Source organism: Pseudomonas sp. S2_F03 (genome assembly GCF_054668335.1).
This window is the reverse complement of record NZ_CP162759.1, coordinates 5,371,019-5,393,546: the sequence shown is the minus strand read 5'-3', so window position 1 is coordinate 5,393,546 and position 22,528 is coordinate 5,371,019. Positions and strand designations below refer to the sequence as shown.

At 60.7% G+C, this 22,528-nt stretch carries 16 protein-coding genes and 6 pseudogenes; 11 read left to right on the top strand and 11 right to left on the bottom strand.

The features are described from left to right. Positions 1-4: 4 nt before the first annotated feature. The 11 genes and pseudogenes from AB4N76_RS25365 to AB4N76_RS25315 all read left to right on the top strand — a co-directional run. Positions 5-1,695, top strand: a pseudogene (locus AB4N76_RS25365) (cytochrome D1 domain-containing protein). Positions 1,696-1,719: 24 nt separating this feature from the next. Continuing rightward, entirely contained in the window at positions 1,720-2,034 is a 315-nt protein-coding gene (locus tag AB4N76_RS25360; protein ID WP_046028102.1) for a c-type cytochrome, read from the top strand. A gap of 16 nt (positions 2,035-2,050) precedes the next feature. Further along, the gene (locus tag AB4N76_RS25355; RefSeq protein WP_046028104.1) at positions 2,051-2,377 is read left to right on the top strand and encodes a c-type cytochrome; all 327 of its coding nucleotides are present in this window, start codon (positions 2,051-2,053) and stop codon (positions 2,375-2,377) included. Next, on the top strand, positions 2,374-3,552 hold the full coding sequence (locus AB4N76_RS25350) for a cytochrome D1 domain-containing protein (protein WP_460163713.1): 1,179 nt from the start codon (positions 2,374-2,376) through the stop codon (positions 3,550-3,552). Before AB4N76_RS25355 ends, AB4N76_RS25350 begins: the two co-directional genes overlap by 4 nt. Before the next feature lies 1 nt (position 3,553). Next, a complete protein-coding gene (locus AB4N76_RS25345) occupies positions 3,554-4,024 on the top strand; it encodes an Lrp/AsnC family transcriptional regulator (RefSeq protein ID WP_077430432.1) in 471 nt (156 codons plus the stop codon). Next, positions 4,009-4,524: a siroheme decarboxylase subunit beta gene (ahbB, locus tag AB4N76_RS25340; RefSeq protein ID WP_046028107.1), complete on the top strand. Its 516-nt coding sequence runs from the start codon at positions 4,009-4,011 to the stop codon at positions 4,522-4,524. The genes AB4N76_RS25345 and ahbB (AB4N76_RS25340) overlap by 16 nt, the downstream gene beginning before the upstream one ends. After that, entirely contained in the window at positions 4,517-4,960 is a 444-nt protein-coding gene (locus AB4N76_RS25335; protein WP_046028108.1) for an Lrp/AsnC family transcriptional regulator, read from the top strand. Before ahbB (AB4N76_RS25340) ends, AB4N76_RS25335 begins: the two co-directional genes overlap by 8 nt. Further along, positions 4,935-5,437: pseudogene (gene ahbB, locus AB4N76_RS25330) on the top strand (siroheme decarboxylase subunit beta). Before AB4N76_RS25335 ends, ahbB (AB4N76_RS25330) begins: the two are co-directional and overlap by 26 nt. Before the next feature lie 26 nt (positions 5,438-5,463). Further along, a complete protein-coding gene (nirJ, locus tag AB4N76_RS25325; protein ID WP_077430433.1) occupies positions 5,464-6,642 on the top strand; it encodes a heme d1 biosynthesis radical SAM protein NirJ in 1,179 nt (392 codons plus the stop codon). A 52-nt stretch (positions 6,643-6,694) separates the two neighbouring features. Then, positions 6,695-7,534: a uroporphyrinogen-III C-methyltransferase gene (cobA, locus tag AB4N76_RS25320; protein WP_460163712.1), complete on the top strand. Its 840-nt coding sequence runs from the start codon at positions 6,695-6,697 to the stop codon at positions 7,532-7,534. Continuing rightward, a pseudogene (locus AB4N76_RS25315) lies at positions 7,531-9,024 on the top strand (cytochrome D1 domain-containing protein); the annotation flags it as partial. The gene cobA and the pseudogene AB4N76_RS25315, both read left to right, overlap by 4 nt. Positions 9,025-9,868: 844 nt before the next feature. Here the strand turns inward: AB4N76_RS25315 and AB4N76_RS25310 are convergent. The 11 genes and pseudogenes from AB4N76_RS25310 to AB4N76_RS25260 all read right to left on the bottom strand — a co-directional run. Beyond that, positions 9,869-9,964 (bottom strand): annotated as a pseudogene (locus tag AB4N76_RS25310) (short-chain dehydrogenase); the annotation flags it as partial. Between the two features lie 458 nt (positions 9,965-10,422). Further along, on the bottom strand, positions 10,423-11,166 hold the full coding sequence (locus tag AB4N76_RS25305; RefSeq protein ID WP_046028274.1) for an SDR family NAD(P)-dependent oxidoreductase: 744 nt from the start codon (positions 11,164-11,166) through the stop codon (positions 10,423-10,425). A 128-nt stretch (positions 11,167-11,294) separates the two neighbouring features. Beyond that, positions 11,295-11,819 (bottom strand): nitrous oxide reductase accessory protein NosL, encoded by a 525-nt coding sequence (locus AB4N76_RS25300; protein ID WP_046028113.1) that lies wholly within the window; start codon positions 11,817-11,819, stop codon positions 11,295-11,297. Between the two features lie 25 nt (positions 11,820-11,844). Further along, positions 11,845-12,675 carry an ABC transporter permease gene (locus tag AB4N76_RS25295; protein ID WP_046028114.1) on the bottom strand — a complete coding sequence of 277 codons (831 nt, stop codon included), beginning with the start codon at positions 12,673-12,675 and terminating at the stop codon, positions 11,845-11,847. Continuing rightward, positions 12,672-13,595: an ABC transporter ATP-binding protein gene (locus tag AB4N76_RS25290; protein WP_460163711.1), complete on the bottom strand. Its 924-nt coding sequence runs from the start codon at positions 13,593-13,595 to the stop codon at positions 12,672-12,674. Before AB4N76_RS25290 ends, AB4N76_RS25295 begins: the two co-directional genes overlap by 4 nt. Beyond that, entirely contained in the window at positions 13,592-14,899 is a 1,308-nt protein-coding gene (locus AB4N76_RS25285) for a nitrous oxide reductase family maturation protein NosD (protein ID WP_077430435.1), read from the bottom strand. The genes AB4N76_RS25290 and AB4N76_RS25285 overlap by 4 nt, the downstream gene beginning before the upstream one ends. A gap of 27 nt (positions 14,900-14,926) precedes the next feature. Next, complete coding sequence (gene nosZ / locus AB4N76_RS25280; protein WP_046028118.1) at positions 14,927-16,846, bottom strand: TAT-dependent nitrous-oxide reductase; 1,920 nt, start codon at positions 16,844-16,846, stop codon at positions 14,927-14,929. A gap of 54 nt (positions 16,847-16,900) precedes the next feature. Further along, positions 16,901-19,082 (bottom strand): annotated as a pseudogene (gene nosR, locus AB4N76_RS25275) (transcriptional regulator NosR). Positions 19,083-19,192: 110 nt separating this feature from the next. Then, positions 19,193-20,581: an oxygen-independent coproporphyrinogen III oxidase gene (hemN, locus tag AB4N76_RS25270; protein WP_460163710.1), complete on the bottom strand. Its 1,389-nt coding sequence runs from the start codon at positions 20,579-20,581 to the stop codon at positions 19,193-19,195. A 21-nt stretch (positions 20,582-20,602) separates the two neighbouring features. Continuing rightward, a pseudogene (locus tag AB4N76_RS25265) lies at positions 20,603-21,942 on the bottom strand (oxygen-independent coproporphyrinogen III oxidase). 114 nt (positions 21,943-22,056) lie between these two features. Next, positions 22,057-22,500: a CopD family copper resistance protein gene (locus tag AB4N76_RS25260; RefSeq protein ID WP_077430438.1), complete on the bottom strand. Its 444-nt coding sequence runs from the start codon at positions 22,498-22,500 to the stop codon at positions 22,057-22,059. Positions 22,501-22,528 lie beyond the last annotated feature (28 nt).

Sequence of the window (22,528 nt, the reverse complement as noted above, 5' to 3'; positions counted from 1 at the left end):
TGGAATGCTGATCAGCAATAGAAAAACGTTTGCTCTGACTGTCGCCGCACTGTATTCGGCACTGGCCGCCGCGGGGACTCACGCGACCAGTGCCGAGGCACCCGCCGCCGCGGCGGCCAATCCGTCCATGGTCAAAACGGCCGGCGCTCCCGACATGAGCCAGGCCGACTTCGACGCGTCCAAGGAAATTTACTTCCAGCGCTGCGCCGGTTGCCACGGTGTGTTGCGCAAAGGTGCCACCGGCAAACCGCTGACGCCGGACATCACCCAGTCTCGCGGGCAACCGTATCTGGAAGCGTTGATCACCTACGGCTCGCCCGCAGGGATGCCGAACTGGGGGACGTCCAATGCGTTGACCAAGGATCAGATCACGACCATGGCCAGGTTTATCCAGCACACACCGCCAACGCCGCCGGAATGGGGCATGGCCGAGACGCTGAAAACCTGGAAAGTGCTGGTCAAACCCGAGGATCGGCCGAAGAAACAGCTGAGCAAACTCAACCTGCCGAACCTGTTTTCGGTGACGTTGCGCGACGACGGCAAGATCGCCCTGATCGACGGTGACAGCAAGAAAATCGTCAAGCTGATCGAGACCGGTTATGCGGTGCACATCTCGCGTATTTCCGCCTCGGGCCGGTACTTGCTGGTGATTGGCCGAGACGCACGGATCGACATGATCGACCTGTGGCCGGTGGAGCCCACCAAGGTTGCTGAAGTCAAAGTGGGGATCGAAGCGCGCTCGGTGGAGACCTCCAAGTTCAAGGGCTACGAAGACAAATACACCATCGCCGGCTCCTACTGGCCGCCACAGTTCACCCTCATGGATGGCGAAACCCTGGAGCCCAAACAGATCGTTTCGACCCGTGGCATGACCGTCGACAAACAGGAATATCACCCCGAGCCCCGCGTCGCGGCCATCATCGCTTCCCACGAATGGCCGGAGTTCATCGTCAACGTCAAGGAAACCGGCAAAGTCATGCTGGTCAATTACCAGGACATCAAAAACCTCTCCATCACTTATATCGATGCCGCTCCGTTCCTGCACGACGGTGGCTGGGACAGCTCCCACCGTTACTTCATGACCGCCGCCAACAACTCCAACAAAGTCGCCGTGATCGACTCCAAAGAGCGCAAATTGACCGCGCTGGTGGACGTCGGCAAAACCCTCACCCAGGTCGCGGCGCCAACTTTGACCACCCCACCTACGGACCGGTCTGGGCCACCAGCCACCTGGGCGACGAGGGGATTTCGCTGATCGGCACCGACCCGGTCAATCACCCGCAATACGCCTGGAAACAGGTCACCTCGATCAAGGGCCAGGGCGGCGGTTCTCTGTTCATCAAAACCCACCCCAATTCCCGTCATTTGTATGTCGACACCACCCTCAACCCCGACGCGAAACTCAGTCAGTCAGTGGCGGTGTTCAACATCGACAAGCTCGACGCCGGCTACACCGTGTTGCCCATTGCCGAGTACGCGGGAATCAAGCAAGGGGCGATGCGCGTCGTGCAGCCGGAATACAACAAGGCGGGCGATGAAGTCTGGTTCTCCGTGTGGAGCGGCCAGGCAGACGAATCGGCGCTGGTGGTGATCGACGACAAAACCCTGAAGCTCAAATCGGTCATCAAGGACAAACGACTGATCACACCCACCGGAAAATTCAACGTCTACAACACCCAACACGACATTTATTGAGCGCCATCAATGCAAGGAAACACCATGAAAAATACGCTGCTTTCACTGTTTGCCCTGACCGCTGCACTGAGCGTGCAACCGGCCATGGCCCAAGACGCGCTGGAACTGTTCAAAAGCAAACCTTGCGCTGCCTGCCACTCCATCGACGCCAAGATTGTCGGCCCGGCACTCAAGGATGTGGCGGCCAAGAACGCGGGAGTGGCCGGGGCGGTGGACACCCTGGCCAGTCACATCAAAAACGGTACGCAAGGTAACTGGGGCCCGATGCCGATGCCGGCCAACCCGGTGACCGATGAAGAAGCCAAGACACTCGCGACCTGGGTCCTGAGTCTGAAATAGCCAATCGGAGGGCGTCATGATGGTGTATGGACACGCTGCAGTTCTGACGGCCCTCCTCCTCATTTGCGCAACGGCAGTTGCCACCCCTGACGCCAAGCGTCAGGCACAACTCGAACACCTGCTGGCCCAGGACTGTGGCGCCTGCCATGGGCTGCACATGACCGGCGGGCTGGGTCCCGAACTGACTCGCACCGCACTGGCCGGCAAGTCCCGGGACAGCCTGATTGCCACCGTCTCCCAAGGCCGACCCGGCACCGCGATGCCCGGCTGGGCCCCGCTGCTTGGCCCGGATGATATCCGTTGGCTAGTCGACCTTCTTCTCAAGGGATACCCCGCACCATGATCCGTTCAATCCTGCTGTCAGCGGCGACCGGGCTGTTGTTGTCCGCGTGTACTCAACCGCCGTTGCGCGGCACCGGTGATCTGGGCGTGGTCGTGGAGCGCGCCAGCGGCAGTGTGCAAATCATTGAAAGCGATACCCGCTCGGCACTGGCCCGACTCGATGGCCTGGGTGACCTGTCCCACGCCTCGGTGGTGTTCTCCCGCGACCAGCGTTATGCCTATGTATTCGGTCGCGACGGCGGCCTGAGCAAGATCGACTTGCTGACCCGGCGCATCGACCATCGACTCATACAAGGCGGCAACAGTATCGGTGGCGCCATCAGCCAGGACGGCAAATTGATCGCCGTGTCCAACTATGTGCCCGGCGGGGTCAAGGTCTTCGATGCCGTCACCTTGCAACTGGTGGCTGACATCCCTGCCACCCCATTGGCCGATGGCAGCAAGCGCTCGCGGGTGGTCGGCCTGGTCGACGCACCCGGCCAGCGCTTTGTGTTCAGCCTGTTCGATACCGGCGAGATCTGGACGGCCGACTTCAGCCAGGGAACGTCGCCGAAGATCAGCCGCTTCACCGCCATCGGCCAGCAACCCTACGACGCGCTGATTACCCCGGACGGTCGCTACTACATGGCCGGCCTGTTCGGCGAAGACGGCATGGCCCAACTCGACCTTTGGCACCCCGAACGCGGAGTGCGGCGAGTACTCGGCGAATACGGACGCGGCCAGGCGAAACTGCCGGTCTACAAAATGCCGCACCTGGAGGGCTGGGCCGTCGCTGACAACCAGGCGTTCGTGCCTGCGGTTGGCCGGCACCAGGTGCTGGTGATGGATTCACGCACCTGGCAGCAGACCGCTGCCATTCCCGTTGCCGGCCAACCGGTGTTCGTCACCTCGCGCCCGGACGGTCGGCAACTGTGGGTCAATTTCGCCTACCCGGACAATGACCGGGTTCAGGTCATCGACACCGAAACCCACGCCGTGGTCGCCGATTTGCGACCGGGGCCAGCGGTGCTGCACATGGAGTTCACCGCGCGCGGAGATCAGTTATGGCTGTCATTACGCGATGGCGATCAGGTTCAAGTCTGGGACCCGTACAGCCTGAAGCAACTGAGCACCCTTCCCGCTGCCGCGCCAAGCGGCATCTTCTTCAGCAGCCGCGCGCAAAAAATGGGCTATTGAAATGAACCTCGACCTGCTCAGCCGCCAGTTGATCGACCGCTTCCAGCACGGCATGCCGCTGTGCGCGGAACCCTATCAAGAGATGGCCCGGATCCTGGGTTGCACCGAGCCGCAAGTGATGGCGTGTCTGCATCGCCTGCAATTGGCCGGCGCCTTGTCGCGCGTTGGCCCGGTGTTTGAACACAGCCGCGCCGGGGCCAGCACCCTCGCCGCCCTCGCCGTGCCTCCCGAGCGCCTGCATCAGGTCGCCGAACGCGTCAGCCAATACCCCGAGGTCAATCACAACTACGCGCGCGAGCATCACTACAACCTGTGGTTTGTGTTGACCGGTCCCGATCGCCAGCACATTGAGCGAGTGCTCGAAGCGTTGGAGAACGATACCGGTCTCACACCACTGGACCTGCCGATGTTGACGGCCTACCGCATTGACCTCGGTTTTGCCCTGGGAGAAAGCCTATGCAACCCGGATTGAACGCCAAACAGGCACTGGCCCTGCGTCGACACCTGGAAGGCGGCCTGCCGCGAGTACCGCGCCCCTATCAGTCCCTCGCCGAACGGATAAACGCCGACGAAAACCAGGTGCTCGCGCAAATGCATCAGTGGCACGAACAAGGGCTGTTCCGGCGCATCGGCCTGGTGCTCAACCACCGCGCACTGGGTTTTACCGCCAACGCCATGCTGGTGCTGGATGTTCCGGACGCGTTGATCGACGAAGTCGGCCAGCGCCTGGGCCGGGCGCCCGGCATCACCCTCTGCTATCAGCGACCACGACGCTTGCCGCAATGGCACTACAACCTGTTCTGCATGATTCACGGGCGTCAACGGGATCAGGTCGAGGCGCAGATTCAGGCGCTGCTGAAGGAGCATTTGCTGGACGACCTGCCCCACGAATTGCTGTTCAGCACCCACGCCTTCAAACAATGCGGCGGGCGCTTTGCCCCACTGCCAACAGGAGCTCCCCCCCGTGGATGACCTCGACCGTCGACTGATCAATCGCTTGCAACTGGGCCTGCCGCTGGTGCGCCAACCCTGGAAAGTACTGGCCGAGGAACTGGAGAGCAGCAGCGACGAATTGCTCGATCGCCTCCACCTTTTGCTGGAAGACGGCGTGCTCACGCGCTTCGGCCCGATGTTCGACATCGAGCGCTTGGGCGGCGCGTTCACCCTCGCGGCGCTGACGGTGCCGGAAGATCGTTTCGAAGACGTCGCGGAACAACTACAGGCCCTGCCTGAAGTGGCGCACAACTATCGACGCGAACACCCCTGGAACATGTGGTTTGTGCTCGGTTGCGCCACGCAACAACGCCTGAGCGACACCCTGCATCACATCGAAACCCTGACCGGCCTGCCGCTGCTCAACCTGCCCAAAGAGGAGACGTACCATGTCGGTCTGTATTTCCCGGTCTGAAGATACCTTGGCCCACCGTTTGATCGAGCTGACCCAGGCCGGCTTGCCGCTGCTGGATGACCCTTGGGCCTGGCTCGCCGAACAGCTCGACCTCAGCATCGAGTCCACCCTGGACTTGCTCAAGCGATTACAGGCCGAGGGTGCCATCCGCCGCATCGCCGCCGTCCCCAATCACTATCGCCTGGGCTACCGCCACAACGGCATGACGGTGTGGGATGTGCGTGATGCAGACATGCCCCGCCTCGGCGCGCTGATCGGTGCGCAACCCTTCGTCAGCCATTGTTATCGACGCCCGCGCCGCTCCGCGTGGCGCTACAACCTGTTTGCCATGGTGCACGGTCGCAGCAGTGAGGAAATCGACAGCTACCGCGAGCACCTGCGCTACTTGCTGGGTGATGCCTGCGCCGCCGACGAGATGTTGGTGAGCAGCCGAATCCTGAAAAAACCGGTCTGCGCCTGCCACCCGCTTCGCACTGAACACGCGCCGACTCAAGGAGAGTTGCATGTTAAGGATCAGCCAATACCTGCGCGCACTGGCCGGCCAGGCGCCCGCCCCCAAAACCGGCGCATCGGGCAGCCAACGGCCACCCGTGGTGATCTGGAACCTGCTCAGGCGTTGCAACCTGACCTGCAAACACTGTTACGCCACGTCCGCTGACAGTGTCTTTCGCGATGAACTGGATACCCCGGCCGCACTCACGGTGATCGACGACCTGCACGACGCCGGCGTGAAGGTGCTGATACTGTCTGGCGGTGAGCCCCTGTTGCGCGACGACCTGTTTGTGCTCAGCGCCTACGCCCGCGCCAAGGGGTTCTTTGTGGCGTTGTCCACCAACGGCACGCTGATTACTGAGCACAACATCGCGCAGATCCACGCGGCGCAGTTCGACTATGTCGGTATCAGCATCGATGGCCTGCAAGCCACCCATGACGCCTTCCGCCAACTCAAGGGCAGTTTTGCCCGTTCCATGCACGCGATCCGGCTCTGTCGCGAACAGGGTATTCGTGTTGGCTTGCGCACCACGCTCACCCAGGAAAACCATGGGCAACTGCCTCAACTGCTGACGCTGATGCGTGAGTACGACGTGCAGAAGTTTTACCTGTCGCACCTCAACTACAGCGGTCGCGGCAAACGCAGTCGCACGCTCGACGCCCGGCAACAGATGAGCCGTGAGGCGATGACGTTGATCTTCGAACAGGCCTGGGACGATATCGCGCAGGGCCGCGACAGCGACTTTGTGAGTGGCAACAACGACGCCGACGCGATTCTGCTGCTGCAGTGGGTGAGCCTTCACCTGCCCGAGCACGCCTCGCGCCTGGAACGCATGCTCCGCGCCTGGGGCGGCAACGCTTCGGGCAGCGGCATCGCCAATATCGACAACACCGGCGACGTCCACCCGGACACTTATTGGTGGCAGCACTCGGTAGGCAACGTGCGGCACACGCCATTTCGCACCCTCTGGCTGGACCGCCCGGACGCCTTATTGCAGCAACTGCGCGAGCATCCGCGCGCCGTCGGTGGCCGCTGCGGCCAATGCCGCTGGCTGGACATCTGCAACGGCAACACCCGCACACGCGCCTGGGCCGAAGGCGATCTCTGGGGCCAGGACCCCGGTTGCCACCTCAGCGACGAAGAAATCGGTGTGCCGCCCTTACCGACAATCCCTTGCGTCATGCACTGAAGCATCCGCCTGGCCAGCCCCGGCCAACCTGATGAAGAACCAAGGACGTCCCATGCACCCCTCGATTGTTTTACCGGCTGCACTTGAGTCCACCTTCAGACCGGGCGAAGTGGCCCTGGTCGGCGCGGGTCCCGGCGATCCCCGCCTGCTGACCCTGCGTGCCTGGAGCCTGTTGATGCAGGCCGACGCCGTCGTTTATGACCGCCTGATCAGCCCCGAACTGCTGACGCTGATCCTCCTCGACTGCGCCCGGCATTACGTCGGCAAGGCCAGCGGTTGCCACAGCCTGCCCCAGGACCAGATCAACGAACTGCTCGCCGAGCTCGCCGATCAAGGGCTGCGCGTGGCACGGCTGAAGGGAGGTGACCCGTTCATTTTTGGTCGCGGCGCCGAGGAGCTGGAGTATCTGTTGCAACGCAACATTGATTGCCAGGTGGTGCCGGGCATTACCGCCGCGTCCGGGTGCAGCGCTTACGCCGGCATCCCACTGACCCACCGCAACCTGGTCAACTCCTGTCGGTTCATCACCGGCCACCTGCAACACGACGGCGAGTTGATACTGCCCTGGCACGACCTGGCCGATACCAGCCAGACCCTGGTGTTTTACATGGGGTTATCGAACCTCGGGATTATCGCCGAGCGCTTGATTAATGCCGGGATGGCAGCCGACACACCGGCGGCGCTGATCAGCAATGGCACGCGGCCCGACCAGCATGTCGCGCGAGGCGTGCTGAAACACTTGCCGACGCTGGCACTGGACTGCCCGCCGGGTGTTCCGACATTGACCGTCATTGGCCAGGTCGTCGACTTGTTCGCCACCCAACGACGGGACTATCCGGCGCGTTTTTACCCCGTTCAAGCGCTGAAACGCCATGCCAGGGTGACGGTATGAGGCGCGCGGTGTTCGTCCCGTTGTTGTGGGCAGGCGCCGCTTACGCAGGCGCTACGGTGGCGCCCGTCGAGGGGACACTGGAACAGGCCGCCGACCACTACCAACAGCATTGCCAAGGCTGTCATGGCGCCAACCGTTTCGGCGCGACGGGGCCGGCGTTGCTACCGGAGAGTCTGAGCCGGATCAAACCCGACGAAATCCGCAACGTGATCCGCAACGGTCGCCCCGCAAGCCAGATGGCCGGGTTTGCCAACGTGCTCAACCCGGCGCAGATCGATGCGCTGGCGAACTACCTTCAGCAACCGCCCGCCACCGCGCCCACCTGGAGCAACGACGACATTCGCGGCAGCCACACGGTACTCGCTGACATCAGCACACTGCCCGACAGGCCCCAACATCACGCCGACCCACTGAACCTGTTTGTGGTGGTGGAAGCCGGCGATCACCACATCAATATCCTCGACGGCGATCGCTTTGAAGTACTGGCGCGGTTTGCTTCACACTTTGCCGTGCACGGCGGGCCGAAATTTTCGCCGGATGGGCGTTTTGTCTACGTCGCGTCGCGTGATGGCTGGGTCAGCCTGTACGACCTGCATAACCTGAAACTGATTGCCGAGGTCCGCGTCGGGCTCAACACCCGCAACCTGGCGGTGAGCAAGGACGGTCGATGGGTGCTGGTCGGCAATTATCTGCCGGGCAACCTGGTGGTGCTCGATGCCCGCGATCTGTCGCTGGTCAAAACCCTGCCGGCCATCGGCCAGGACGGCAGCGCATCACGGGTCAGTGCGGTCTATACCGCCCCGCCACGGGACAGTTTTATCGTGGCGCTCAAGGACGTGAAGGAGGTGTGGGAGTTGTCTTGCGCCGGCACACCAGACTTCGAACCACGGCGAATCCCGGCCGAGGATGTACTGGATGACTTTTCCTTTTCGCCGGACTACAAGCAATTGCTGGCCACGTCGCGCAAGGCGGGGGGCGGTCAAGTGATCGACCTCGACACTGGCAGGATCGTCACCGACATCGCACTGCCGGGCATGCCCCACCTGGGGTCCGGGACCTACTGGAAACGCAACGGTCAGTGGGTATTTGCCACGCCGAACATCAGCAAAGGGCTGATCTCGGTCATCGACTTCAAGACCTGGAAACTGATCAAGGAAATTCCGACCCTGGGACCGGGTTTCTTCATGCGCAGTCATGTCAATTCACGCTATGCCTGGTCCGACGTGTTCTTCGGGCCCGACAACGATGCCATTCACCTGATCGACAAGCAGACCCTGGAAATTGCCCATACCTTGCGCCCGATGCCCGGCAAGACTGCCGCCCACGTCGAGTTCACCCGTGATGGCCGCTACTTGCTGCTGAGCATCTGGGCCACCGATGGCGCGCTGATCGTTTACGACAGCAACACCCTCGAGGAGATCAAACGCCTGCCGATGAACAAGCCGTCCGGCAAGTACAACGTCGGCAATAAAATCGAGTTTGCCGAGGGGGACTTCGCATTAGGGTTTGGGTTTGGGTTTGGGTTTGGGTTTGGGTTTGGGTTTGGGTTTGGGTTTGGGTTTGGGTTTGGGTGTATATCCGTTTTTGCGGTAACGGCCACTAATGGTTCCGCCCTTACGGCGGGTCACTTTGGAAGAGCGCCAAAGTAACCAAAGCGCATTTGCCCCTTTCGTTCGGTGCCTCGCTTAGGCTCGGCATGCCCTCGCTCCGGTCCTGCTCCGTGGGCCCGCCGCCATCGGCCATCCATGGCCGGGGGCGGCTAACCCGGCATCCATGCCGGGTTGCCCACTGCGCAGAACCTCCACTCGGCCTCTCGAGGGGGCGGTGCGTCAACATCAAAAGCTGCAGGCGAGCTAACGCTCGGCCTGTTGAGTGGTGAAAAGCAAAGTCGTGCGCGGATACATTGTTGGGCGAACCTGCTTGCAAAGCTGTTGATTGTTCCCACCCTCCGTAGCAGCTGTCGAGCCTTGGCGAGGCTGCGTGTTTTTGATCTTGATCGTGATCTGTTGCCCCTTTCCCAGAGGCCGAACGCAGGCGTTGCGTAGGGGGCACCGCGGCAAGGATGCCGCGGTAGCCGCCCCCGGCCATGAATGGCCGATGGCGGCGGGCCCCCGGAGCAATGCCGGAGTGAGGGCATGCCGAGCCTGGGCGAGGCGCCGAATGGAGGGGCAAAGCCTTTTGGTTCCTTTTCGGCGTTTGGAAAAGGGACTCGCTGTAAGAGCGAAACCGCCAGCAGCCGTTACCGCAACAACGGATATGTACACCATCAAAAAACCGCTCCAGCGATCTTGAGTGACCAGCACCAAGCCCAAGTATATGTTCGACGTTCTCGCCCAACGTGTACCCGTTGTCGACCGTCCAGTCCTGACCGTAAACACCCCGGGCACCTTGGGACAGCTGAAAGATAATCACGTTGGCCACCGCTGACGCAGAGTGGTGAAAAGCAAAGTCGTGCGCCGATACATTGCTGGGCGAACCTGCTTGCAAAGCTGTTGATTGTTCCCACCCTCCGTAGCAGCTGTCGAGCCTTGGCGAGGCTGCGTGCTTTTGCTTTTGATCTTGATCTGCTGCCCCTTTCCCAGAGGCCGAACGCAGGCGTTGCGTAGGGGGCACCGCGGCAAGGATGCCGCGGTAGCCGCCCCCGGCCATGGATGGCCGATGGCGGCGGGCCCCCGGAGCAATGCCGGAGTGAGGGCATGCCGAGCCTGGGCGAGGCACCGAATGGAGGGGCAAAGCCTTTGGTTCCTTTTCGGCGTTTGGAAAAGGGACTCGCTGTAAGAGCGAAACCGCCAGCAGCCGTTACCACAACAACGGATATGTACACCATCAAAAAACCGCTCCAGCGATCTTGAGTGACCAGCACCAAGCCCAAGTATATGTTCGACGTTCTAGCCCAACGTGTACCCGTTGTCGACCGTCCAGTCCTGACCGTAGACACCCCGGGCGCCTTGGGACAGCTGAAAGATAATCACGTTGGCCACCGCTGACGCATCGAGAAAGTGCCCGGGCAACATACGTTTGCCGAGGGTGTCCGCGACTTCGTCGAGTTCATCGTCGCTCAAGCCCAGGTTGTCCCACATCGGCGTGGCGGTCGGCCCCGGGGAGACCAGATTGATGCGCACATCAAAACGGGCAAACTCCACCGCCAGTGTGCGAGCCTGTGCCGCCAAGGCAGCCTTGCTGGCAATGCAGGCAGCCAGGCCGGGAAAGCTCGAACCGGTCAGGAAGCTGCCGACAAACACCACCGAAGCCGGGCTCGCCAGCTCCCCGCGCAACGCCGCCAGGGTGTTCAACGCCCCGGCACCGTTGACGGCCCACTGGCGCTGGAAGGCCGGCATGTCCAGGCCATCGGCCATTTCGGCGATCCCCGCGTTGGGCACCAGATAATCGATCCGGCCCAGCGTCGCAGCGTGCTCGGCCAGATTGCGCAAGTCGTCCTTGCACGTGACGTCCCCGGCGCTCCATTGCAAACGTTCGCCGTAGATCTGCTGCAAGGCCGGCAGATCACCGGCCGTACGTGACATCGCCAGCACCTTGACGCCACGCGGCAACAGCGCAGCGCACAGGGCCAGACCAATCCCGGAGCTGGCGCCGGTGATCACAGCCAAACGATCCTGAAACTCGGTTTGCATCATGTTCTCCTGGGCATCGTCGATGCCAAGCACTGGGGACATTGCGGGCCCCCATCATTGAACAAGCGCAAACAGACCGACTTGACGGCGATCAGATTTCATAAAAGATCGGACAGGTAATCGAGCGATCAGTGAGTCGCGTGCGACATGGCCGGTTGCTGAAGCACCGACTGATCGATATCGCCGAACCGCAGCACACGACCACCCTGCTCGGTGGCCAGTTTCTGTGCCGCCTGCTCACTGGAGAAAGACGCCAGTACGATGCCCATCGCCCCCTTGAGCCCGGTGCCGACCACATAGAAGGCATCCTTGGCATCGATCAGTTGGGAATCATCCGGTGCGTTCCACGGACTGCGGCCCATGTCGTGGACATACAACCGGGCATCGCCATGATGATTTTCCGGCTGCAACCACCAACCGATCATCTCCGCCGTGGAGCAGAATTTCTTGATGCCGCCAGGCTCGACCACTTCCCCCTTCGGCCCCGGGAAGCCGTTGATGATCATGCCGCAGACATGGCATTCATCACTGGGATGGAAGGCGCTGGGAAGGTCGCTGTACGCGGCTTGCGCGGGTTTGTCACACGCTGTCAGCAGCAGACAGACCATCAGGCCCGCCATAGCGCGTAACGTCGTGTAGTAACGGTTTTTCATTGTCAGGTGCTCCAAAGGTATGAATTCAGGTCGCCCGTCGACGGAACAGCAGCCAGGCCGAACCCAACGGCGCCGCTACCCACAACAACAGACACAGCCAGAGCATCGCGCCCGGCATCGGCAGATCACTGCCGAGCGTCAGTACGCCGGCCGTACTGACGCCGGTTTCAAAACCGGAAAGATTGATCAAGCGATAGACGTCGGCAGGATTGAGCAGCAGCAACCAGGGCAATACCTGCGGGTTGAAATGCCCTTCGCTGAGCACTAGCAAGGCCAGCAGCGCCAGGTCAAACACCAGCACGAAGAAGAACCACACCCCCAGCGCGAGCCCGGCCGCCGTGGATTTTTCGGCCGACACGCTGCTCAGCACATACGCCAACCCCAGGAACCCCCAGCCCAGTAACGTCGACGACAGCATGAAGCGTGCGAACGCCCAGAACAGCAACTGCAGTTCGACATCCTCCACGCAGACAGCGATCGCCAGCATCGCGCAGCCGAAACCGATCAGCGTGGCCAGCGCCAGGATCATCCCGTGGCCTATAAACTTGCCCAGCAGGATGTGCCCGCGCCCCAGCGGGTAGGTCAGCAACAGCAGCAACGTGCCGCTTTCGTCCTCACCGACGATGGCGTCATAGGCCAGCAGCAAAGCAATCAGCGGCATCAGGAATGTCGCGAGGCTGGCCAGGCTGGCGATGGTCGCCGGCACCGAGGTAAAGCCCAACTGACCGGAAGCCGCGGCGCCCAGCCAGGCGATGCCGGTGGCCAACACTGCGAACAACAGGCTGATCGCCAACAACCAGCGGTTACGCAAACCGTCGTTGAACTCTTTGCGGGCCATGTTCCAGATCGGATTCATGCGATCTCTCCAGTGGGGCGCGTGCCGGCCCGCCCTATGTAAAAGCGGTAGATGTCTTCCAGGGAGGGTGGGTCGATTTCCACGTCCGCCGGCTCGTCGTCATTGAGCAATTGGCGCAACAGATCGAGTTTGTTGCCATTGAGCGCCGCCACTTCCAGGCCTTCCACGCCCCAGCGCTGAGTGACGTGCCCGGCATTGTTCCAGGACGCCTGCAAGCGCCCGGCGTGCTTGAGCCCGTTGGCGCGAATCAGCGTCGGCAACCCGGCTTCCTCGCGCAGGCTGCGCAGACTGCCCAGCGCCAGCAGACGCCCCTGGGTCAAAATCGCCGCACGGTTGATGTGCGCCTCGACGCCCGGCAACACGTGGGAACAGAGAATGATGCTGGTGCCCTGGTTGCGCAGGCGGTCGAGCAACCGGTACAGGTCTTGAGTGGCAATGGGATCGAGGCCGACCGTCGGCTCGTCGAGCAGCAACAAACGCGGTGCGCCGAGTAAGGCTTGCGCCAGCCCCAGGCGTTGGCGCATGCCCTTGGAGTAAGTCTTGACCCGGCGATGCGCCGCGCCCGCCAGGCCGACTTCCTCCAGCAGCACGTCCACCTGAGCAGGCGCGGCGCCTTTGAGTCGGGCGAAATGGCGCAAGGTCTCCAGGCCACTCATCTGCGGATAAAAGGTCACGTTCTCCGGCAAATACCCCAGCAGCCGTCGAACGTGCGGGTCACCGGGCAAGCGGCCAAACACCCGGACTTGCCCTTCGCTGGCGGTCAGCAGGCCCAGCACCAATTTCATGCTGGTGGTCTTGCCGGCACCGTTGTGCCCGAACAAACCCAGCACTTCACCTTCGGCCAGGCTCAGGTTCAGCTGATGCAACACCGTGGTGTGCCCATAGCGTTGGCTGACGCCTTCCATGTCGATGACATTCATGCAACGGGCTCCTTGGTCAGGGGTTCAGTGGTGGGTTTCATCAGCGGATGGCTGTCGAGTACGCCCGGCGACTTGATCACCGGAAACGCCCGTTGCACCCAGCGCAACAACTCGATCCCGGGACTGTTCATCAACAGCCGCACTTGTGGGTACAGCCACAGCAGGCGGTCGACATTGTCGTTGGGTTCGTAGGCGATATCGCCCAGGCCATCGTTGTTGCGGTCCCAGCCCAGGTAGTCGCTCCAGAAATTGCCCCGGCCATCCACCGACCATTCCTGCAAGCGGGTGGCAACGTATTTGACCTGCCGTTGGTTGCCGACAAACGCGTTGTCGGCGATGCGGTTGTCTTCGGAGCCGGCGGTGAGGTGAATGCCCACGGCGCTGTGCTCGAAATGGTTGTGTTCGATGCTGTTGAACAGCGAGTTGTAGATGAACAACGCCTTGCCCTCGGCACCGCTGATCATGCTGTCGCCGGTCGAGCCGTCGCGCACGTCGGTGACGAAATTGTCGCGCAAGGTGGAGTAAGTGATGTAGTTCATCAGGATGCCGTAGTTCTGATCCTGTTCGGAGCGGTTGCCGATCACCGTGAGCTTGCGGCTTTGCATCAAGGCATAGCCGGTGCGGGTGCGGCGGGTGATGTTGCCGATCAGCCGGTTGTCGTTGGCGAACATGTAATGCACGCCGTAACGCAGGTCCTCCAGGGTATTGCCCTGCAGCAGGTTGCCGTTGGACGTGTCGATGTAGATGCCATCGCGGGTGTCGCGCACCTGGTTGCCAATGACATTGGCACCATGCACCGCATACAGATGAATGCCATTGCCACGATCCTGCGATCGCAGCGTCGGGTCGCCCTGGATGCGGTTGTCGATCAGGCTGGCATCCTGCGTACCGTCGACCCAGATTCCAAAGCCCTGGCCTTGCATGCGATTGCCCTTGATCACCACGCCACGGGCCTTGGGCTGGATGAACACCGCTGCATTCATGGCGGTGAGATCGTGCCCCCAATCCAAAAACGTGCAGCCCTCGATCACGACATCGGGCGCACTGATGATGATCCCGTTCCCCTGCCCTTGCGCCTGAAAGACGGCACCGGGCTCGCAAACAATCTGCATCGGTTGATCGACACTGAACGTGCCACGGTACTCGCCTGCCGGCAGGTGCCAGCGTTGTTCAGCGTCAACCCGCAACGGTAGCGTGGTGACGGGTTGAACTGCCGCCAGCGCACTGCCTGACATCAACAGGAGCAACAACGCAAAGACGTTTATCCCGCAACCACGTACTGGGGTGTCCTTGATGTCGGCCATGGGTTCGCTCCTGTCGATTGGCAACGGTCAGGCCCGCTCGACTTTCATGCGGCCGACCATTTCCATGTGCAGCGCATGGCAGAACCAGCTGCAGTAGTACCAATGCAAGCCGGCCTTGTCGGCCGTAAACGTAATCGACGATGTTTGCTGCGGACTGATCTCCATGCTGGCGCCATGGTTGGTCATGACGAAGCCGTGGGACACGTCCTCGATCTGGTCGATGTTGGTGATGGTCACCGTCACTTCGTTGCCCTGTTTGACGGTGAACTCGGGCAGGCCATAGGCCGGCGCCATGGACGTCATATAGACCCGCACCTGATTGCCATCGCGGATGACCTTGTTGTCGGTCTCCAGATTGATCCCGTCTTTCTTGGCCAGTTCTACGGTGGCGGCGAAGAACGGGTCGTTACGGTCCCAGATCTTTTTGGTCTTGATCTGGTCCCGGCGCGCCAGGATGCAATCGTGAGGTTCGGCAAATGCGGGACCGTCGTGCACCAGCTTCATTTCTTCGCCGGAAATATCGATCAGTTGATCGTTTTCCGGGTGCAGCGGTCCGGTCGGCAGGAAGCGGTCCTTGGAGAATTTGCACAACACCACCAGCCACTTGCCATCGGCGTCACTGGTTTCAGTCAGCGAGGCATGGTTATGGCCAGGCTGGTACTGCACGTCGAGCTTCTGCTTGATGTAATTGACCTTCTCGCCTTTGTAGGCGCGTACCGCTTCGGCCATGTTCCACTTCACCACCTGACTGTCGATGAACAGCGTGGTGTAGGCGTTGCCGCGACCGTCGAACGTGGTGTGCAAAGGCCCCAGGCCCAGTTCCGGCTCGGCAATGATCACCTCGCGCGGGTCGCTGAACTTGTCGGCGAACAGGTCGTCCAGACGGTCAATGGCAATCATCGAGACGGTGGGCGAAAGCTTGCCGTTGGCAATGAAGTACTTGCCATCGGGAGATGTATTCAGGCCGTGCGGGTTCTTCGGAACCGGGATGTAGCGGGTGAACTCGGAGTCTTTTCCATCGGTTTTTCGACCGTCGACCACGGGCACTTTCGAGCCTTCCAGGGTGATGAACTTGCCGGCCTTGATCGCGGCTTCGATGCGCGGAATGTTGTACACCACGACCCAGTCGCGCTCATTACGCATCATGCCGCCCAAGTCGTAGGCTTTTTCCGAGTTGTAGCAGGTGGAAGCGGCGTACTTGCCGGTGAAATCGGCGTCGGTGTTGTCCAGGTTGCCGTCGACGATCACCTGGAAAGCCATCTCCATCTTCTCGGCGTCAATGGCGTTGAACATCGTGAAGCTGTTCTTGTCTTGCAGATCGAAGGTGTGGCCGTCATTAGGGTGCGGAATGACAAATTCGGCATTGGCGAACACGTACTTGGTGTAAGGCACTTTTTGCAGTCGCAGGCCATGGATGGCTTGCACATTCGGCACGGTGAGCATCTTGTCGCACTTCATGATGTCCAGGCGGATGCGCGCGACACGGGAGTTGGCCTTGTCGTTGATGAACAGGTACTTGCCGTCGTACTTTCCGTCCGTCATGGAGATGTGCGGGTGATGGCAATCGCCGTTCTGGAACTTGGCGCTGTCGCCCAGGATCCGCTTGCTTTCGTTGGTCAGGCCCCAGCCGGTGGCGGAGTCGACGTTGAACACCGGGATGCGCATCAACTCGCGCATCGACGGCACGCCCAACACGCGCACTTCGCCTTGATGACCGCCACTCCAGAAGCCGTAGTACTCGTCCAGTTCACCGGGGCCGACATGGATTTTCGCTTGCGCATCCTTCACCGCCGCCGCCCAGGACTCGCGGCTGAACACCGTGCCGCCGAGGGTCGCGGCCCCCGCCAGCACCGCGCCGGTGACCGCACTGCTGCCAAGAAAACCGCGACGGCTGAGCCCCGCCTGCTCTACTTCTTCACCGGGCTTTGTGGATTCTGAGTCAGTCATTTTGTCTACTCCTTGAAGGGAAAAACGGTCTCCGCGGACGTGCGCTCGCCAGGTTCATTCAGCAGCCGTCACTTCCACGACAGGGATCAATTGCGCCGACACGGGCGCCGATTTTTCGCGTTTCCTGCGCTTGTTGATCAGCGGCGGGCATTTGTTTTCGTTGTGATAGGTCATCTGGCAATCGAGGCAGTAATGGCACTCGTTGGCATTGATCCGGCCATCCGGGTGAATCGCCTGGATCTCACATTCCTTGGCGCACAACTGGCATGGGTTGCCGCAGTCCTTGCGGCGCTTGAGCCAGTCGAACAGACGCAATTTCGTCGGTATGGCCAACGCCGCGCCCAATGGGCAGATGTAGCGGCAATAGACTTTTCGGGTGAAGAGATTGATGACCAGCAATGCCACCGCGTACAGCACGAACCACCACTGGCGGTCGAATCGCAGGGTGATGGCGGTCTTGAAGGGCTCTACCTCGGCGAACAGTTCGGCGCTGGACATCGACTCCAGGGACAGGCCGAAGAGCAGCAGTAAAATGATGTACTTGATCGCCCACAGCCGTTCATGGACCGCGAAGGGCAATTCGTATTGAGGGATCTTCAGCTTGCGCGCGGCTTCGTTGATCAGCTCTTGCAGCGCGCCAAACGGGCACAACCAGCCGCAGAACACCCCACGGCCCCACAGCAAAATGCTCGCCGCAGTGAACACCCACAGCATGAAGATCAGCGGATCGGTGAGAAACAGCTCCCAACGGAAGTGCTCGAACAAAGCATGGACAAACGTCAGGACATTGACCACCGACAGCTGCCCCAGGGCATACCAGCCCAGAAACACCACGGTAAAAAGCAAATAACCGCGACGCAGCCAGTGCATTAAACGCGGCCGGCGAGTGAGTTTGTCCTGCAGGAACAGGATCGCTGTCAGCAGCAGCAACGCGCTGGCCAGTACGCCAATCTGAAAGTACTTCTGGTACCAGATGGTCAACCACATCGGCCGTTTGGCTTCTTCGATGGCGGCCAGTTCTTCGGCGCTGGGGGCTGGTCGCTCAAGGTAGAGTTCGGGCAATTGGTAGGCCAGTTCGAAACTGCTGAAGGTGCCGCTGACCGGACCGGTCTGACGCCGCACCAGCAACTCCAGGGACCAGGGCGATCCAGGATCGAAACCCGCCTGCTTGCGCACAATGAACACCGACATTTCAGTGAATTCGGGCATGCCCTGGGCAAACACGTCGGACAGCCGCTGATGATCCATGTCGCGAAAACTGATGACATTGCCGAACTGGCGCAATTGCACCCGATCGAAAATCCCACCGCGCACATAACCCGAGCCTTTATAGGAATACAGCCCGCGCCCCAGCACCGCGATGGCCTGCTCGCCGGGCTTGAGGTCCTGCATGAGGAAGCGATATTGGTTGTCGCCCAACAGCGCGCGGCCAATGGTCGGCGGGTTCAAGTCGGCGGTGTACAGCTCGATAAAGGTGTCATCGAGGTGCTCCGGGGTGGCGTTCTCGACGCCTTCGGCATCGGTGCCCTTGAAGGCGGCATCGACTTGCCCGCGGGTCAGGCTCAATCGGCGAATGGCCCCGTTGCCGGTCAATTGCTCCCAGGTGGCGGGTTCGAAAAAATCCTGGCGCACGATGGCGGGCTTGTTCACCCGGGCGCCCTTGTCCTCAATCAACTTGAGCGAGACGGCGACTTCATGGGCGGCCCGCATGATGACTTCGTTGACCACCATGGCGGTGACGGTTGCACCGGCGATGGCATCCACGGTGACCGCACTCGGGTCGCTGGAATGGCCGACGACCACGCGCTGATTGACGCTGATCCCTGTGTACCTGGCGCTGAAGTCATGCAGTTTTACTTCGGGAATGCCGATCAGCAGAATCGGCTCGTGGTGCTCCAGCACATAGGCATCCTTGATCACGCCGGCCGTGTCGAGGATCACCTGGGTGATTGATCGGCTTGCCCGAGTAAGCCGGAATATCCACCACATCCAGGCTCTGGAAAACGTAACCGATGACCTTGCCGGCCGCCGACAACGTGCGCACTTTGAAGGTGCCTTGCGGGTCGGAGACCGAATCGGTTTGAGGGAAGACCTTCTCGATGCGTTGCTGCTCGATGTCACCGTATGATTTAGCCTGCACCACCGCGAACGTCGCGACCATCAGCAACAGCATCACCGCCAGCCCGACGCTCCAGACGCGCAGGTTGCCAGGTTTCGAAGGCGGGTGGGTTGTCATGGCTTCGCTGATTTCAAGGGGCCTGACGGTCATGGTAGGGAGCGTTTCGTGCCCTGCCCTTGATTGAGATCAACTTGCCGGCATTCCTTGTGCCAGAGCGTCCCGCTGCTTCAAACGGTGCGGGAAAACTGACCTTTTTGTTCGCCCCCCAGGTAAGCGTCAAATGCCATCGCGGCACTGCGCATCATCAAATGCCCTTGCGGCAACAGCACCAATTCGTCGCCGTGAATCTGCAAGAGTCCATCACTTACAAGCTCGTCCAGTTGCGCCAGCGCCTCGGCAAAATACTCGGTGAAGCAAATACCATGGCGCGCTTCGAACTTGCCGAAATCGATCCGGCCATGGCACATCAGGTCGCTGATCACTTCGCGGCGCAACAGGTCATCGGCGCTCAAGCGGTAACCCCGATGCACCGGCAACAAGCCTTGATCGATACGGGCGTAGTACTGCGAAAGCTCTTTGACGCTCTGGCTGTAGCTGTCGCCGACCTTGCCGATCGAAGACACGCCGAGGCCGATCAAGTCGCAGTCGGCATGGGTTGAGTAGCCCTGGAAATTACGTTGCAGGGTGCCATGGGTGCGGGCCAGCGCCAGTTCATCCTCCGGCAGGGCGAAGTGATCCATGCCGATGTAAACATAACCGGCCTCGGTCAGACGGCGGATGGTCAGTTCGAGTAACTCCAGCTTGCGCTCCGGTGGCGGCATGTCCGCCGGACGAATCAACCGTTGCGCCCGCACCAGTTCAGGCAAATGGGCGTAGCTGTAGGCCGCAATCCGGTCAGGGCGCAGGGCGATGATCTTGCCCAGGGTGGTGTCGAAACTCTGCACCGTTTGCAGGGGCAAGCCGTAAATCAGATCAACGCTGATCGACTTGAATTGCGCCTCACGCGCCGCCGCGACCAGCGCATAGATCTGCGCCTCACTTTGCTGGCGATTGACCGCTGCCTGCACATCGGGATCGAAATCCTGCACGCCGAAACTCAGGCGATTGAAGCCCAGTTGACGCAATGACTGGATCTGCTCCGTGCTGATGGTGCGTGGATCGACCTCGATGGAAAACTCGTGATTATCGCCGTCGTCCATATCGAATGCCTGATGCAGGCAGTCCATCAGGTCGGCCAGTTGCTCGCTGGTCAGGTACGTCGGCGTGCCCCCGCCCAGGTGCAGCTGCGTGAGCTTGCGCGTGCCGTCGAACAAGGCCGCCTGCATGGCAATTTCGCGCTTGAGGTAGGTCAGGTATTCGACCGCACGATGGGTTTTCTGGGTGATGATTTTGTTGCAGGCGCAGTAGTAGCAAAGGCTTTTGCAGAACGGAATATGGATGTACGCCGACAGCGGTTTGGGCGACGCCGCCTGGTTGCTGTCGTGGACTGCGCGCTGGTAGTCGTCGACGGCAAATGCCTGATGAAACTGCGGCGCCGTCGGATAAGAGGTGTAGCGCGGCCCCGGACGGTCATACTTTTCGACCAGGGCTCGATTGAAATCGAATGAAGGCTTCATGATCAATCAACTCGCAAAGGGTTAATGCCTTGCACTGCCCGAATCCTTTTCAAACAGACTGCAGATGGCATCCACTTCCGGCCGGCCGGCGGGAAGAATGCTGATGAAACGGTCTGACAATTCAATCAACCCATCACGATTCAATTGCTCCAGCAACGGCCAGACCGAGGAGAAGTACTGGGGGAAACTCAATCCGTAGCGCTTCTCGATGGCACGAATATCCAGTTCCTGATCACACGACAGTCGCTCCATGACCGTGTGCCTGATCTGGTCCCCCGCCTCGAAACGCCAGCCTCGGCAGGTCGGCAATTGCTCACTGTCGAGTTGTTGCTGATACTGTTCAATTGAATCAGTGTTTTGCGTATACACCTCGTCGATCTGACTGATGGCCCCCAGACCAAACCCGACGTGGTCGCAATAACCGTGACGGGTAAACCCCTCGCAGGTACGACGTAACCGGCCTCGCTCCTGGGCAATCGCCAGGTCATCATCGGGCCGGACAAATTGCCCCATGCCGATGTAGTGATACCCCGCGCCAAGCAATCGCTCGAAGCAGATCTGCCGCATCGCGCTCTTGTCGTCCTGGCTGCACGGGGTCCTGGTCGTATCACCCCGCCCGGACCGATAGCGCCGAGGTGGCCGGGCGTAGTCGAACACCATGAGCCGGTCCGGCTCCAGCTCGATGATCGTCGCCAGTTTCAGCGCGAAACTGTCTGGCGTTTGCCAGGCATGACCAAAACCCAGGTCAACATTGATGGAGCGAAAGCCGAAGGTGCGCGCAGCGTCGATCAATGAATGGATGGGGGCCGGGTTCTGGTAACAGTCCACCGACAGCTCACTGTCGGCACCGATATCCGGAACACCGATGCTGACATGGCTGAACCCCTGGTCGCGCAACACCCCCATGGTCGCCCAATCAGTATGGTGCAGATCAACGTCGACGCTGTAGTCGCCACTCTCTTGCCTGAGAAAATTGAACCGACCACTTAGATGGCTCATCAAGCGCACGACATGGGACGTCGCAGGTGTTCCGCCCCCAGGTGAAACCGCTCGACCCGCTGCCCAGCCCCCAAATGGCAACCCACCAGGTCAATCTCATGCTCCAGACGCTTGAGGTACTGCTCGATACCGCGTTCACAGGTAGCATCGTGCACACAGGACGATGGCCTGAGGGTGCAAGGCAGCCAGACACTCAAGGCCAGGGGGCGCTGCTTCTGACGACTGCCGCGCAAGGCTCGCAGCAAATCCAGTGAACCGATGCCGTCATGAAATTTTTGCGTGTCGGTGGGGTAACCGGGGTCGAGAACGCCTTGGTCGCTGCGAACATTCAACTCGCCGGGGGTGTGAAATAAGTCGAGCATGCCGGTTCTCCGTGGCTGGCTGCGAACCGCTAGTGTCGGAGTTTGACGATCGACGCACCTTGATTTGCATCAAGCCCGATCGAAGCGTTCAAACCGCCCGCCGGACAACACCGGTCACCACGCCACGTAAAACATTGCCTTGGCCAGCAAGACAATGGCGACCATATGGCAGAACAGGCTGCCATGGATCAATTGCACGTATCGAGCCTTCATGCGGTCGCTGTGAAACAAGAACATGGCCACCAGAAAATGCAGCAATACACTGACGGCGAGCACTATTTTCAGCATCAGCAATGTGCCGAATGCAGAGGCCAAGGGTGCGGCCAGGACCGGCAGATAGCGCAGCCACACCATGCCCAGTCCCGCACCGAACAACACCAGCAGAACCCAGGGCATCAGGGTCCGGGCCCGGCGGCCAATACCCTGCTCGACCAGCAGCATGACCCTGGCGGGCAAGTGTTTGCGGATACTTTCTAAAAACAGGACTTCGAAGAACACCGTGCCGATAAAGATCAGCGCAGCGAATAGATGCAAGATTAAAAATGGCAGGTAGAGCATAGGATTCTCGCTCTTTTTCAGCTGGATA

Bases quoted from the DNA above. Each gene is read 5' to 3' on its own strand.
- cobA (WP_460163712.1), top strand. From the start codon at position 6,695: ATGCACCCCTCGATTGTTTTACCGGCTGCACTTGAGTCCACCTTCAGA.
- AB4N76_RS25345 (WP_077430432.1), top strand. From the start codon at position 3,554: ATGAACCTCGACCTGCTCAGCCGCCAGTTGATCGACCGCTTCCAGCAC.
- ahbB (WP_046028107.1), top strand. From the start codon at position 4,009: ATGCAACCCGGATTGAACGCCAAACAGGCACTGGCCCTGCGTCGACAC.
- AB4N76_RS25360 (WP_046028102.1), top strand. From the start codon at position 1,720: ATGAAAAATACGCTGCTTTCACTGTTTGCCCTGACCGCTGCACTGAGC.
- AB4N76_RS25290 (WP_460163711.1), bottom strand. From the start codon at position 13,595: ATGAATGTCATCGACATGGAAGGCGTCAGCCAACGCTATGGGCACACC.
- AB4N76_RS25285 (WP_077430435.1), bottom strand. From the start codon at position 14,899: ATGGCCGACATCAAGGACACCCCAGTACGTGGTTGCGGGATAAACGTC.
- AB4N76_RS25350 (WP_460163713.1), top strand. From the start codon at position 2,374: ATGATCCGTTCAATCCTGCTGTCAGCGGCGACCGGGCTGTTGTTGTCC.
- AB4N76_RS25305 (WP_046028274.1), bottom strand. From the start codon at position 11,166: ATGCAAACCGAGTTTCAGGATCGTTTGGCTGTGATCACCGGCGCCAGC.
- nosZ (WP_046028118.1), bottom strand. From the start codon at position 16,846: ATGACTGACTCAGAATCCACAAAGCCCGGTGAAGAAGTAGAGCAGGCG.
- AB4N76_RS25355 (WP_046028104.1), top strand. From the start codon at position 2,051: ATGATGGTGTATGGACACGCTGCAGTTCTGACGGCCCTCCTCCTCATT.
- AB4N76_RS25295 (WP_046028114.1), bottom strand. From the start codon at position 12,675: ATGAATCCGATCTGGAACATGGCCCGCAAAGAGTTCAACGACGGTTTG.
- AB4N76_RS25300 (WP_046028113.1), bottom strand. From the start codon at position 11,819: ATGAAAAACCGTTACTACACGACGTTACGCGCTATGGCGGGCCTGATG.
- AB4N76_RS25260 (WP_077430438.1), bottom strand. From the start codon at position 22,500: ATGCTCTACCTGCCATTTTTAATCTTGCATCTATTCGCTGCGCTGATC.
- nirJ (WP_077430433.1), top strand. From the start codon at position 5,464: ATGTTAAGGATCAGCCAATACCTGCGCGCACTGGCCGGCCAGGCGCCC.
- hemN (WP_460163710.1), bottom strand. From the start codon at position 20,581: ATGAAGCCTTCATTCGATTTCAATCGAGCCCTGGTCGAAAAGTATGAC.